At 57.0% G+C, this 13,023-nt stretch carries 13 protein-coding genes and 1 pseudogene; 11 read left to right on the top strand and 3 right to left on the bottom strand.

Annotated features, from left to right (window positions below; genetic code table 11):
- Positions 1–123: 123 nt before the first annotated feature.
- The 8 genes from nusA to ACN080_RS08215 all read left to right on the top strand — a co-directional run bounded on the left by nusA (position 124) and on the right by ACN080_RS08215 (position 8,184).
- A complete protein-coding gene (nusA, locus tag ACN080_RS08180; RefSeq protein ID WP_419111376.1) occupies positions 124–1,158 on the top strand; it encodes a transcription termination factor NusA in 1,035 nt (344 codons plus the stop codon).
- Between the two features lie 175 nt (positions 1,159–1,333).
- Complete coding sequence (locus ACN080_RS08185) at positions 1,334–1,555, top strand: YlxR family protein (protein ID WP_419105385.1); 222 nt, start codon at positions 1,334–1,336, stop codon at positions 1,553–1,555.
- Between the two features lie 237 nt (positions 1,556–1,792).
- Positions 1,793–4,678, top strand: a complete 2,886-nt coding sequence (gene infB, locus ACN080_RS08190) for a translation initiation factor IF-2 (RefSeq protein WP_419113507.1) — start codon at positions 1,793–1,795, stop codon at positions 4,676–4,678.
- A 105-nt stretch (positions 4,679–4,783) separates the two neighbouring features.
- Complete coding sequence (rbfA, locus tag ACN080_RS08195) at positions 4,784–5,221, top strand: 30S ribosome-binding factor RbfA (protein ID WP_419105161.1); 438 nt, start codon at positions 4,784–4,786, stop codon at positions 5,219–5,221.
- Positions 5,222–5,226: 5 nt separating this feature from the next.
- A complete protein-coding gene (gene truB, locus ACN080_RS08200; protein WP_419100193.1) occupies positions 5,227–6,315 on the top strand; it encodes a tRNA pseudouridine(55) synthase TruB in 1,089 nt (362 codons plus the stop codon).
- A gap of 15 nt (positions 6,316–6,330) precedes the next feature.
- On the top strand, positions 6,331–6,705 hold the full coding sequence (locus ACN080_RS08205; protein ID WP_419100192.1) for a hypothetical protein: 375 nt from the start codon (positions 6,331–6,333) through the stop codon (positions 6,703–6,705).
- Between the two features lie 21 nt (positions 6,706–6,726).
- Positions 6,727–7,167 (top strand): hypothetical protein, encoded by a 441-nt coding sequence (locus tag ACN080_RS08210; RefSeq protein WP_419113508.1) that lies wholly within the window; start codon positions 6,727–6,729, stop codon positions 7,165–7,167.
- Positions 7,168–7,233: 66 nt separating this feature from the next.
- Positions 7,234–8,184, top strand: a complete 951-nt coding sequence (locus ACN080_RS08215; protein WP_419112235.1) for a bifunctional riboflavin kinase/FAD synthetase — start codon at positions 7,234–7,236, stop codon at positions 8,182–8,184.
- A gap of 75 nt (positions 8,185–8,259) precedes the next feature.
- Here ACN080_RS08215 and ACN080_RS08220 read toward each other — a convergent pair whose 3' ends face one another.
- Genes ACN080_RS08220 through ACN080_RS08230 form a run of 3 tightly spaced genes read right to left on the bottom strand, consistent with a single transcriptional unit; the run spans position 8,260 to position 10,299 of the window.
- Positions 8,260–9,084: an aldo/keto reductase gene (locus ACN080_RS08220; protein ID WP_419100189.1), complete on the bottom strand. Its 825-nt coding sequence runs from the start codon at positions 9,082–9,084 to the stop codon at positions 8,260–8,262.
- Positions 9,085–9,094: 10 nt separating this feature from the next.
- Positions 9,095–9,832, bottom strand: a complete 738-nt coding sequence (gene mtnN, locus ACN080_RS08225; protein ID WP_419113509.1) for a 5'-methylthioadenosine/S-adenosylhomocysteine nucleosidase — start codon at positions 9,830–9,832, stop codon at positions 9,095–9,097.
- Positions 9,832–10,299 (bottom strand): S-ribosylhomocysteine lyase, encoded by a 468-nt coding sequence (locus ACN080_RS08230; RefSeq protein ID WP_419100187.1) that lies wholly within the window; start codon positions 10,297–10,299, stop codon positions 9,832–9,834. Before ACN080_RS08230 ends, mtnN begins: the two co-directional genes overlap by 1 nt.
- 364 nt (positions 10,300–10,663) lie before the next feature.
- On the opposite strand from ACN080_RS08230, the gene ACN080_RS08235 reads away from it, so the two are divergent.
- From ACN080_RS08235 to ACN080_RS08245, 3 genes and pseudogenes are all read left to right on the top strand, one after another.
- On the top strand, positions 10,664–11,326 hold the full coding sequence (locus tag ACN080_RS08235; RefSeq protein WP_419113510.1) for a hypothetical protein: 663 nt from the start codon (positions 10,664–10,666) through the stop codon (positions 11,324–11,326).
- Between the two features lie 225 nt (positions 11,327–11,551).
- The gene (gene rpsO / locus ACN080_RS08240) at positions 11,552–11,821 is read left to right on the top strand and encodes a 30S ribosomal protein S15 (protein ID WP_419100185.1); all 270 of its coding nucleotides are present in this window, start codon (positions 11,552–11,554) and stop codon (positions 11,819–11,821) included.
- A 253-nt stretch (positions 11,822–12,074) separates the two neighbouring features.
- Positions 12,075–13,023, top strand: a pseudogene (locus ACN080_RS08245) (polyribonucleotide nucleotidyltransferase); the annotation flags it as partial.

Below are 13,023 nucleotides of genomic sequence, written 5' to 3' on the forward strand. Positions count from 1 at the left end.
GAATAAAAACAAAACGACCACCTCTCAACATATTGAGGCCGCACGGTACGCCGTGCGAACATACACCGAAAGCGGTGCCGGAGCCTATGAGCCCCGGCACCGTATTACACGGAAGGGCCCACCATGGACATTGATTTGAGCAACCTTCGCCTGCTCGAAAAAGAGCGCGATATCTCGATCGACCACCTGATCCCAATGATCGAAAGTGCCCTTCTTTTGGCTTACCAGAAGCAGATCGGCGCGATTCGCGGTTCACGAGCAGAGATTGACCGCTCCAGCGGCACCGTCACCATCTGGGCGCCTGAGCTCGATGAAAACGACCAGATAATCGGTGAGTTTGACGATACTCCTAAAAACTTTGGCCGTATCGCGGCTTCTACCGCCCGCCAGGTCATTCAGCAGCGCCTGCGTGATGCACAGGATTCCGCCGTCCTGGGTGAATACAAGGACCGCGAAGGTCAGCTGATTTCCGGTGTCATCCAGCAGGGCCCCAACCCCCGGATGATTCACGTTGATTTGGGCACCCTCGAAGCCGTCCTCCCGACCGCTGAACAGGTTCCCGGTGAGCGCTACACCCACAACACCCGCCTGCGTGCCTATGTTCTCGAGGCCCGCCGCGGGCCTAAGGGCCCCTCCATTGTTCTGTCACGCTCGCACCCCAACCTTGTGCGCCGCCTCTTCGAGCACGAAGTGCCCGAAATTGCCGACGGATCAGTAGAGATTATGGCCATTGCCCGCGAAGCCGGGCACCGCACCAAGATCGCAGTTCGGGCAACTAAGCCCGGCATTAACCCTAAGGGATCCTGCATCGGTGAAATGGGTGCCCGCGTGCGCGCTGTCATGGGGGAGCTGAACAACGAGAAAATAGACATCGTTGACTACTCAGACTCACCCGAAGAGTTCATCGCAGCTGCCCTGTCACCCGCACGGGTTAGTGAGGTCACCGTGACCGAACGTAAGACTTTCTCTGCACGCGCCATCGTTCCCGATGACCAGCTCTCACTTGCTATCGGTAAGGAAGGGCAAAATGCTCGACTGGCCGCAAAACTGACCGGCTGGCGTATTGACATCATCTCGGCCTCCAAATATGAGGCAGCTATGGCAGCAGCTCAAGCAGCTGCTACCCCCGTCGAGGGAGACGGCTCGGACGAGAGCTAACTAACATAATTGCCGTTAGCCCCCGCAAGGGGGCTAAACTGGCTATAGAGGTCACAAGACCCAGTGCTTAATGCTGGTTTCGTAACAGCTAGCTAACCGGCCAGGCCCCAGGGCGTACAGCCGGGCGAACACATGAAGGGAGCAACCAAAGCTGCACACCCCCGTCCGCACCTGCATCGGCTGTCGAACCACCGCAGCACAAGCTGACCTCACACGAATTGCCCTCAGAGGCACCGCCCCACCCAGGGCAGTCTTTGATAGGGACAAAAGCCTCCCGGGGCGTGGAGCCTGGCTCCACCTGACCGAAGCATGTCTGACCAAAGCACTCAAAAAGGGTGCCTTTGCCAGAGCATTCAGAACCCGGGTGGATACCGCCGAACTGGTGATCAAAGCATAAGCCGAGCTCACCGGTTCACGGCCCGTTTCTCGGGCTGGCGAACCATATAAGTCAACGGGTTTGACGACTTACCTTGTAAGAAAGCGAGTCAGAAAACTGATGGAAACCCAATGAGTGCCGCGCAATGAGTACTAACCTGTGCTCGCCAACCGGCAAAAAAATAGCTTTATATAAGCTCAAACCTCACACAAACTGAAGGTTCGCCCCTGTCCTGGTGCGAACCAGAACAGGAGAAAAGTGGCTAAGCCCCGCGTTCACGAGATCGCTAAAGAGCTCGGAATCCCCTCAAAAGAAGCCGTCGCAAAGCTTCAAGAACTTGGCGAATTCGTCAAGGGAGCATCATCAACTTTGGAAGCTCCGGTAGTTAAAAAACTACGCGCAGCTTTCCCTCAGGCAGCTGCTCAGGCAGAAGCCTCAGAAAAGAAGGCAGAGGCCAAGAAGCCTGCCGCTCCCGGCCCCAAGACCGAAGCAAAGACATCTGCACCCAAGCCTGTTGCCGCTGCACCCGCAGCTCCCAAGCCTGCCGCAACGCCCAAGTCAGCCGCAGCGCCAGTCGCCAAACCTCAGGCAGAAGCTGCCACACAGCCTGCTGCCGACAAGGCAGAAACCAGCAAACCTGCTGGCCCCCGCCCCGGCAATAACCCCTTCGCACCGACCCAGGGCATGTCTGCTCCCAAGCCCGGTGCCCCTAAGCCCGGTGCCCCTAAGCCCGGTGCTCCCAAGCCAGCCGGTGCTAAACCCGGCCCCCGCCCCGGCAACAACCCCTTCGCCCCCTCCCAGGGCATGGGCAAGCGTAATGAACGCTCAGAAGGCGGTCGCTCAGGCGGCCCCCGCCCCGTAGGTGGACGCAACCCCCGCGGTGCTAATAACCCCGGCGGTCCCCGTCCTGCCGGTGGCGGCGCTCCTCGCCCCGCAGGTGGCCGTAACAAGGCCCCTCGCCCCGCAGGTGCAGGTACAGCAGGCCCCCGTCCCGCCGGTGGTGGCGCTCCTCGCCCCGCTGGTGGTGGCAACCGCCCCTCACCCAACATGATGCCCACCAAGATGAGCGGCAATGTCGGTGCTCGCGGTGCTGCTAGTGCTCCTGCCGGTGGCGGCGCTCGCCGTGGCTCAGGTGGACCCGGTGGCGGTAACGGTGGTGGCGGTTTCAACCGCGGCCCCGGTCGTGGTGGCCCCGGTGCCGGTCGCGGTAACGCTCAGGGCGCTTTCGGACGCGGTGGCGGTAAGCGCAAGAAGGGCAAGACTAAGTCAGCTCTGCGCCGTGAAGAGCAGCTGAGGCAGCCTACCATTGGTGGCGTCGCTGTACCCCACGGTGACGGCACTACCGAGATTCGTATGCGTCGCGGTGCATCGCTCATGGACTTCGCCGAGAAAATAGGTGCAAACGCAGCCGCACTGGTTACCGTTCTGATTCACCTGGGTGAAATGGCTACTCAGACCCAGTCACTCGATGAGGAAACCTTCGAGCTACTTGGCGCTGAGCTGGGCTACGTCGTTAAGATCGTATCTCCCGAAGATGAAGAGCGTGAGCTCCTTGAATCCTTTGACATCAACCTTGATGCCGAAGCTGACGCTGAAGACGATGCAGTACTGGAAGTTCGCTCACCGGTTGTTACTGTGATGGGTCACGTTGACCACGGTAAGACCCGCCTGCTCGATGCTATCCGTAACACCAACGTCATTGACGGGGAAGCCGGTGGCATTACCCAGCACATTGGTGCCTACCAGATTCGCACCGAGGTAGATGGCGAAGAACGCTACCTGACCTTTATCGATACCCCCGGTCACGAAGCCTTCACCGCTATGCGTGCCCGTGGTGCTAAGGTCACCGACATCGCTATCCTCGTGGTAGCTGCCGATGACGGCGTCATGCCCCAAACCGTTGAAGCTCTCAACCACGCTCAGGCTGCTGACGTGCCGATCGTTGTTGCTGTCAACAAGATCGATAAGGAAGGCGCTAACCCCGAAAAGATTCGCGGTCAGCTCACCGAATACGGCCTGATTCCTGAAGAGTACGGTGGCGACACCATGTTTATCGATGTTTCTGCCCGCCAGGGGAAGAACATCGACGAACTGCTCACCGCTGTTACCCTGACCGCCGATGGCGCTCTGGAACTGAAGGCTAACCCCAACAAGGAAGCCCGCGGTGTAGCTATTGAAGCTAACCTCGATAAGGGCCGCGGTGCTGTAGCTACCGTTCTGGTTCAGTCCGGTACCCTGCGTATCGGTGACGCTATCGTTGCCGGTTCAGCCTACGGTCGTGTTCGTGCCATGTTCGATGAGAACGGCACCAGCGTTGAAGAAGCTGGCCCTTCACGCCCCGTCCAGGTGCTTGGCCTCAACTCCGTGCCCCGTGCAGGTGACACCTTCCTGGCAACTGAGGAAGAGCGTACAGCCCGCCAGATCGCTGAGAAGCGTGAAGCCGCTGACCGCAACGCCCAGCTGGCTAAGCGCCGTAAGCGAGTCACTCTTGAATCCTTCGATGCCGCTGTGGCTGAAGGCAAGATGGACACTCTCAACCTGATCATCAAGGGCGACGTTTCCGGTGCTGTTGAAGCGCTGGAAGAGTCACTTATGAAGATTGACGCCGGTGGCGACGAAGTTCAGCTTCGCGTTATCCACCGCGGTGTTGGTGCTATCACCCAGAACGACGTCAACCTGGCAACCGTTGACAACGCCATCATCATTGGCTTCAACGTCCGCCCGGCAGAGCGCGTTGCAGAACTGGCCGATAGCGAAGGCGTAGAAATGAAGTTCTACTCCGTGATCTACCGTGCTATCGAAGAGGTCGAGGCAGCCGTCAAGGGTATGCTCAAACCCGAGTACGAAGAGGTTGAACTGGGTTCAGCCGAGGTCCGCGAGGTATTCCGTTCCTCCAAGTGGGGCAATATCGCAGGTTCAATCGTCAAGTCAGGCGTTATCAAGCGCAACTCCAAGGCGCGCCTGGTGCGCGATGGTTCGGTGGTTGCAGATAACCTCACCATTGAGTCCCTGCGCCGCTTCAAGGACGATGCTACCGAGGTCCGTGAGGGCTTCGAATGTGGTATCGGCCTGGGCTCCTTCAACGACATCAAGGACGGCGACGTCATTGAAACCTGGGAGATGCAGGAAAAGCCGCGCGTCTAGTCTTTAGATAAGACCTAGGAAAGGGGTGGGGTAGTCGTTTGACGATTACCCCACCCCACTACAATTTATAGAAGCAGAATAAACTTTCACATCAAGGAGAACACCATGGCAGATCCGGCACGCGCCGCCCGCCTAGCAGACCGTATCAAGGTCATTGTTGCCCAGGCGCTTGAGCGCCGCATTAAAGACCCACGTTTGGGCTTTATTACCGTCACAGATGCCCGGGTCACCAACGACCTGCAGCACGCAACGGTCTACTACACCGTTTTTGGGAGCGAAGAGGAACAGGCTTCAACCCGCGCCGCTCTTGAGTCAGCTAAGGGTATCTTGCGGGCAGAAGTCGGTAAGAACATCACCGCCCGTCTGACCCCAACCCTCACCTTTGTACCCGATGAGGTGCCGGTGAACGCTGCTCACATCGAAGATCTGCTCCGCCAGACTAAGGAACGCGACGCCGAGCTTGCCGCCGCCCGTGAGGGCGCCGAGTACGCAGCTGGTGAGGACGCTTACAAGATTGCTGAAACTGACGAGGACGAAGCCTAGAGACCGTGGCTAAGAAAGCACCGACCGGCCCTTCTGGCCTGATTATCGTCGATAAACCTGCGGGTATGACCAGCCACGATGTTGTCTCTAAGATGCGATGGCTTGCAGGGACCCGCAAGGTAGGCCATGCTGGCACCCTGGATCCTATGGCAACCGGGGTGCTGATTTTGGGCGTCAATAAGGCAACCAAGCTACTGACCTGGGTGGTAGGAGAAAGCAAAACCTATACGGCAACTATTCGCTTGGGCGTATCGACGCTTACCGACGACGCCGAAGGCCAGGTTACTGCTTTGGCTCCTGCCGGCGCTCTTGAAGCCCTGACCGATGAGCTGATTGCTGAACAGGTAGCGGCTTTGACCGGCGATATCATGCAGGTGCCCAGCGCGGTGTCTGCCATTAAGGTGAACGGCGTTCGGTCTTATGCTCGGGTCCGTTCCGGTGAGGCCGTTGAGCTAGAGGCCAGGCCGGTGACGGTCCACAGCTTTGAGGTGGAGGGCCTTGACCGGCTCACTGCCACCTACCCGGTTCCTTTTGCTGAGTCCCCGGCGGGAGAGGCCGTAGAAAAGGGATCTGGACAGCAAGAACAGAATGAATATGACGTCCTCGATGTCCGGGTGACGGTTATCTGCTCGGCGGGTACCTATATCCGGGCTCTGGCACGCGATATGGGAAAGGCACTGGGGGTTGGCGCCCACCTGACTGCCCTGCGCCGCACCGCTATCGGTGAGATTAGGGCTGAGGATGCTCATAGCCTGGACACTCTGATTGCCGGGCGTGAAGCAGAACAGCCCCTTCCGCTGCTTGCTCTCGAGGAGGCCGCCCGCCGACTGTTCGGTGAGCGTCTTGTAAATGCCCAAGAGGCTACCGACCTGTCCAACGGGCGCAGGATTAGCCCTAGCGCTGGTGCCGAACAGGCCAAGCGGCACAGCAGTGCCGGTGGCTCAAGAGGCGGCCACGATAAACCCACCACCGAAGGCATCGTAGCGGCTTTTGCCCCCGATGGAACCCTGGTCGCTCTCATCGAGAACACCCGGTTCCGCGGTGAAGACCTAGCAGCCCCTGTGCTTGTCTTTGAAGCCGGTAGAACTTTCTAGGAACGAGAGAACACAATGATAATTGCTGGACTTGACCTGTGGTTTTGGGTCTGCCTTGGGCTGGGAACCCTATCTTTTCTGGTCTGCCTGCTGGCTTTCTTGCGAGGACGGGCACCCGATGACTTCAGCCAGGGCTCGGTTCTAATTCTCGAGGCTTTCCTACTGGTCTACCTGGTCGGCTCTATCATTATGCAGGCAGTGACCGATGGGCCGAGCGGGGACTGGTTGGAGTACTATGGCTATCTGGTGACAGCCATGATTATTCCGGTGGGTACCTTTATCTGGTCTTTGGCGGAGCGCACCCGGTGGTCGACACTGGTTCTGGGGCTCACCGGCCCGGTCTTGATCATCATGGTTCACCGCATGAATATGCTCTGGTACTACTACTAAACCGATACTGAGGATACACAGATGGCACCCTCCACTTCACCGCACCAGGTATCTGCCCCGGCTAAGGGCTTTGGCCGCTTACTGGTAGTCTTTTACGGCATCTTTACCCTTTCAGCGGGTGCACGAGCACTGTACCAGGTGATTCGTAAGTTTGATGAAGCTCCGCTTTCTATCAGCCTCTCGGCGCTTTCGGCTTTAATTTACCTGGTGGCTACTCTGGCGCTCTCCCGTAGGGGCCAGGGCGCTTGGAAAGTCTCACTGCTGGCGGTAGGGACCGAGATGGCTGGTGTTTTGCTGGTCGGTATATTCTCCTACCTTCAGCCCCAGCACTTTGCTCTAGCCTCCGTATGGTCTCACTTTGGGTCGGGCTACGGGTACGTTCCTCTTGTCCTACCCATGATTGGGCTCTGGTGGCTCAATAAGGCTCGTCCCGGTAAGACAGCGCATGAAGGGCGGAGCTAGGCTGGTTCTTTATGGACCGGTATCAGCACGTAGGATAGACACCAGCAGCAACCCACAAGGAGCACAGTGAAGCGCTACACCGACCTCGCCCAGATTCCCGCTGGCTACGGGCCTACCGTGGTCACCATCGGCAACTTTGATGGTGTTCATATCGGGCACCAGAAGGTACTCTCTACGCTGGTGGCTACGGCACAAGAGCGCGGGTTGACCTCTGTTGCTGTTTCCTTTGACCCGCACCCTGCGGTGGTTCACGGGCCGGCGGGGTCGCACGTCGATATCATGGGGCAGAAGGACCGCCAAGCGGTTATGGCTGAACTGGGCGTCGATGTTTATCTGCTCCTGCACTACGACCTTGACTTTGCTGCTCAGACTCCAGAAGAATTTGTGACCCGCACCTTTGTTGACGCGCTGGATGCTCGGTGCGTTGTCATCGGTGATGACGTTCGATTCGGCACCAATAACTCAGGCAACCTGGCAACCATGAAGGAGTTGGGCCAGCGTTTCGGTTTTGATGTTGTGGTTGTTGAGGATCTTCTGGTGTCCGATGCCAGCCGCTGTTCTTCTACCGCTATCCGTCAGCTCCTTGGACAGGGCAGAGTAGCGGAAGCCGGCTCCCTGCTGGGCCGGTCCCACTACATGCGCGGTGAAGTCGTCCACGGTGCCGCTCGGGGTCGTGAACTCGGGTTCCCCACCGCCAACCTGTCGGCCGATTCCAAGGGCTTGGTTCCTGCTGATGGTGTTTATGCAGGCTGGCTGATTGATGAGCAGGAAATCCGGCACCCTGTTGCCATTTCTGTGGGGACTAACCCCACCTTTGAAGGAATTACCACCCGCCAGGTGGAAGCCCACGTCATCGATCGGACTGACGAAAAAGTTGAGGACTTTAACCTCTACGGGCAGCAGATCACCTTGGAGTTCGTCGCTTTCTTGCGGGGCATGGTTGCCTATACGGGCGTCGAAGCTCTAGTGGAGCAGATGTATCAGGATGTTGAACAGGCTCGGCAGATCCTGAGCTAGAGTTCAGCACAGACCAGACGACAGACTACCGCCCCGGCAGAAAATACTCTGCCGGGGCGGTTGCGTCCTTGGGGCTTACATTTCTTCGTGGGTGGCGGGGTCAAAACCCCGGCCAAGGCCCGCTTCTAAATCATCAATGGTGGACATCTGCTCTTGGGTGAGTTCCCAGCTGAAGACATCCAGGTTTTCTTCCATGCGCCGGGTGTGAGCTGATTTGGGTAGGGGCAGGTGTGCCTTTTGAACTTCCCAGCGGAGGATAACCTGGGCCGGTGTCCTTCCGATGTTTTGAGCTATCTCTGCCAGGCTTGGGTCCTTGAGTAGGCGGGTCTTCCGCCCCAGCGGCGACCAGCACTGCGTAAGGATAGCCTTCTGACGGTTGTAGCTGGCCCACTCCCGTTTCTGGGAGTAGGGGTGGAGCTCGATCTGGTTGATAGTGGGGGTAACCCCTGTTTCTTTAACTAGGAGGTCAATGTGCTCTGGTAAGAAGTTAGAGACACCGATGGTGCGCACCAGCCCCTGCTCTTGCATCTGGATCAGTGCCTTCCAGGTTTCTAGGTAGAGCCCCTGGGAGGGGTTGGGCCAGTGAATGAGGTAGGCATCAAGATAGTCAAGACCCATGCGCTTGAGTGTGCCTTCCAGGGATCTGAAGGCACTATCGTAGCCGTGGTCACGACCGGGGAGCTTGGACTGAACGAAGATTTCTTGACGATCCACACCAGAGCGCAGGACCCCTTTTCCTACTCCTACTTCATTGCCGTAATTGACCGCCGTATCAATGAGACGGTACCCCCTGACGATGGCTTCCGATACGGCAACCTCTGACTCTGCGTTACTGAGAGGGTAGGTCCCTAGGCCCAGGGGCGGGATGGAAGTACCATCGCGCAGTGTATGGTTTTGCACAGGTTATCTCCTAGATAGTCAGGAGGGCTAGGACGAGCTGGGCGCTCCTAGCCGCTACGATGGGGGCATCCATGTGGAAGTCCTGATCGGCTGCGGGGCCGCAGAGATCCGAAATACCACGGATAGCGATGAAAGGAATTGAACGGCTAGCACAAATTTGTGCCAGCGCGGTGGTCTCCATGTCTGTGGATAGTGCCTGGGGGAAAATCTCCCGGGTGTCCTTGACATTATGAGCAGTTACGAAAGAGCCACCAGCCAGCATCGTACCGAACAGGGGCTTGCCTTGGCCGGTGTAGCTGGCAGCAGCCTGCCGGGCCTTGTCAACCAGTGCCGCATCGGAACTATAGCTAGCTGGCATACCGGGAACCTGACCGTAGGCGTAGCCAAATGCTGTGGCATCTGCGTCGGTGTAGGTGTAGTCGGTGCCTACCGCCAAATCGCCTACCTCCACGTCGGCCCGTAGGCCACCGGCTGTACCGGCAGAGATAACTGCGGTGGGGTTGGCAACCACTGAAAGCGCCAGGCTCAGGGCCGTGGACGCGTTGACCAAGCCGATCTTAGAACGCACCAGCAGAATGGGGTGCTCTTCGCTGTCCGTCGTGTAGGTACGGGGGTAGAAAACTGCCTCACCCACGGTGAAGGCGGAGCCAGCTTCTTCAGTAGTTTCAAGGAAGGGCGCTGCCTCTTCATCCATTGCCACCTGAACGATAGTGGCACGGCCGAAGCCTTTGAAGGTAGGAGCGGACACTAGGCCATCACCTGCGCCCATTCATCTTTACGGTCAAGGAAGATCCGCACAGCTTCTTGGGCTTCTTGCAGTGAGTGGTTAGCACCCCAGCCGCACTGAACCTCATTGGCCGCAGGGACCTCTGTCGCCCGAAGCAGATCGTTCATGGTGGCTTCAAGGATAGCCATAAAGGCCTCGGGTTCGAGCCCCAGGGTCAGGGCGTAGAAACCGGTTTGGCAGCCCATAGGGGAAAAGTCGATGAGAGCGTCGGTGTGGTTGCGCATATGGTGCGCGGTCATATGCTCAATCGAGTGGATAGCCTTCATGCCCAGGTGCTCTTTATTGGGCTGGCAGAAGCGGACATCGTATTTGATGAGGACGTCCCCTCCGGGTAGTTCTTTTCGTCCTGCGACGCGCACATACGGCGCAAGAACGAGGGTGTGGTCTAAATCAAATGATTCAACATTGGTTTGATCTCGTGAAGTCATTGTTAAATTATATAGTCCTCAATGGGCTACCCAAGAGTAACCGCCATGTTTGTAAGGCTTGAGCTGTGAAGTGATGTGAAAATTGGGTTTGAGCGAATGAACAAAGGGGTATCGGTTCGTATTCAGCCTCCTAACAGTAAAGGCCCGACCTGGGGACTCTTCTCCTGATGAGGAAAGTCGGCAACCCCGTCATGACAAAAATCCATAGTTTTAGACTGTTAGGATTGAAGCGGTTGAGAAAGCTTGCAAAAGTTTCTGTTTGGTTACTGCTCAAGGTTTTTAAACTCACCCGGTGGGTAAAATGAGCTTAGAACTGACGTTTGGGTTCGTTGCGTATACCGTTTACATAGAACGAAAGAATCAAATGACAGAAAATCTAACCCGTCGAACAGTAACAAAGGGCGCAGCCTGGTCTATTCCTGCTGTGGTTGCTTCTACTACTATTCCGGCGTACGCAGCATCACACCCTTCGGGTCAGGTCTCACCCAGTTCCAACACGATTGTACCCGCTGTAACTATTACTGTTACCGGAACGAAGTCGTTTACGGCTTTTGGGGAGCCTGATAGCTCCGGCGGCGGAACCTCCTACAGCATCAATTCAGGGCAATGGCAAGTTGTTCCCCCCGCAGAGCTAGGCACCGTTACCGCCTTTAAGGTAGAGGAAGTCGTCGGTTCTGCCGCCTTTGTGGTGAGTGCCAGTGGAGTCAAATCAACCGCCACCGTCACGAAAGCTTCCTCATCTGAAACCCAGACCATTGGGTCAGGGGTAGAGCGCCTTGTAGAGATTCGTTCCCAAGTTCCTTACCGCCTCTTGGCTAAGAAAGCCGATAACTACATGGAAAAGGTATCAATTCCTTTCCAGCTCACATGGTTTAAGGGTCTGTCCCAGGTAGGGCAGGCTAGCTCTTACTACATTAACTGGGACTTCTCTATCGCACCGGACTGGTTCGGTAACTACCCTGATGAAGGATCTGTATCTACCCGCGGGGAGGGCTACAGTATCAGCGCTCTCCCGCTCTACGAGTAAACTGCATACAAAGGTAGATATACTCACACTAAATAGTGAGAAGCCCGTCTTGAAACCCCGCACCGCTTTGCTATAGCCTTGAGAGTGGCCCCTTAGTGGGGTTAACCAAGTAAATATTCTTCGACTGCGGTCCGTGGCAGTCAGAATACAAAAATCGTTAGATTTTTGCTCCCGCTAGTAAACACTAGTCGGGCCGTACACGGCACTAACTCTAGGAGTTATAAAGTGGCACTCGATCCCGCCATCAAGCAAGAAATCATGAAGGAATACGCAACCCACGAAGGTGACACCGGTTCACCCGAGGTTCAGGTTGCAGTTCTGACTCGTCGCATCACCGACCTGACCGAACATCTCAAGTTCCACAAGCATGACCACCACTCACGTCGTGGCCTCATGATCCTTGTTGGTCGTCGCCGTAACCTGCTGGGCTACCTCAAGAGCATCGATATTGAACGTTACCGTGCACTTATCGAACGCCTCGGTATCCGTCGCTAAGGCGAAGGCTGCACCAGAGTGAGGGCGCCACTGTAATCCACCAGTAACTTCGGGTTCCTTGGAACACGGAGTCAGTGTGGGGCAGTGACGCCCTTATAGTTCTCACAAGAGAACATCAACATAAACTACGAAGTCGTCGCGCATTGTCACGGTCCTCGGTAGCGGTTTACAGAAGACACCCGTCAAGGGTGCTCCCACTGTGGGCCTCAATCGATGACCAGCAGCGCGGCGCAGATAAGGAAACGGAGGAACCTTGGAAGGTCCCGAAATTCAATTTGCAGAAGCAATCATCGACAACGGCAAGTTTGGAAAGCGCCTTGTACGCTTTGAAACAGGTCGCCTAGCCCAGCAGGCAGCTGGCGCAGCTCTGGTCACTATCGACGAAGATACGACCCTGCTCTCGGCCACCGCCGTTGGCAAGAGCCCCCGAGAAGGCTTTGACTTCTTCCCTCTCACCGTAGACGTTGAAGAGCGTATGTACGCAGCCGGTAAGATTCCCGGCTCCTTCTTCCGCCGCGAGGGCCGCCCCTCAACCGAAGCGATCCTGGCTGCGCGTCTGATTGACCGCCCTCTGCGCCCTGTCTTCAAGAAGGGTATCCGCAACGAGGTCCAGGTTGTTGTTACCGTTCTGACCATCGACCCCGATGAAATCTACAACACCGTAGCTATCAACGCCGCATCCTGCTCCACCACCCTTTCAGGTGTACCCTTCGCTGGCCCCATCGGCGGCGTACGCATTGCCTTGATAGATGACCAGTGGGTCTGCTTCCCCAAGTTCTCCCAGCTTGAGAACGCGGTCTTCGACATGGCCGTTGCCGGTCGCGTCGTGACTAAGGCAGACGGTACCGAAGACGTTGCCATCATGATGGTTGAGGCTGAAGCTACCGATACCTCCTGGAAGCTCATCAAGGAAAACGGTGCCACCGCACCCACCGAAGAGATTGTCTCCGAGGGCCTAGAAGCCGCAAAGCCTTTCATCGCTGCTCTGTGCAAGGCCCAGTCAGACCTGGCTGCACGCGCAGGCAAGCCCGCTATGGAACTCCCCATCTTTGGCGAACGTGCCGCAGAGGTAGACGAAGCCGTCAAGGCTTTTGAACCCAAGATCGTGGAGGTCTACTCCATCGCAGGTAAGCAGGAGCGCGAACTGGCATCTGCTAACCTTCAGCAGGAAGTTCTCGAAGAACTTGCTGGCGAAGGTAAAG

Source organism: Rothia sp. CCM 9416 (genome assembly GCF_048513535.1).
GTDB lineage: Bacteria > Actinomycetota > Actinomycetes > Actinomycetales > Micrococcaceae > Rothia.

Bases quoted from the DNA above. Each gene is read 5' to 3' on its own strand.
- nusA (WP_419111376.1), top strand. From the start codon at position 124: ATGGACATTGATTTGAGCAACCTTCGCCTGCTCGAAAAAGAGCGCGAT.
- rbfA (WP_419105161.1), top strand. From the start codon at position 4,784: ATGGCAGATCCGGCACGCGCCGCCCGCCTAGCAGACCGTATCAAGGTC.
- ACN080_RS08205 (WP_419100192.1), top strand. From the start codon at position 6,331: ATGATAATTGCTGGACTTGACCTGTGGTTTTGGGTCTGCCTTGGGCTG.
- ACN080_RS08210 (WP_419113508.1), top strand. From the start codon at position 6,727: ATGGCACCCTCCACTTCACCGCACCAGGTATCTGCCCCGGCTAAGGGC.
- ACN080_RS08230 (WP_419100187.1), bottom strand. From the start codon at position 10,299: ATGACTTCACGAGATCAAACCAATGTTGAATCATTTGATTTAGACCAC.
- ACN080_RS08235 (WP_419113510.1), top strand. From the start codon at position 10,664: ATGACAGAAAATCTAACCCGTCGAACAGTAACAAAGGGCGCAGCCTGG.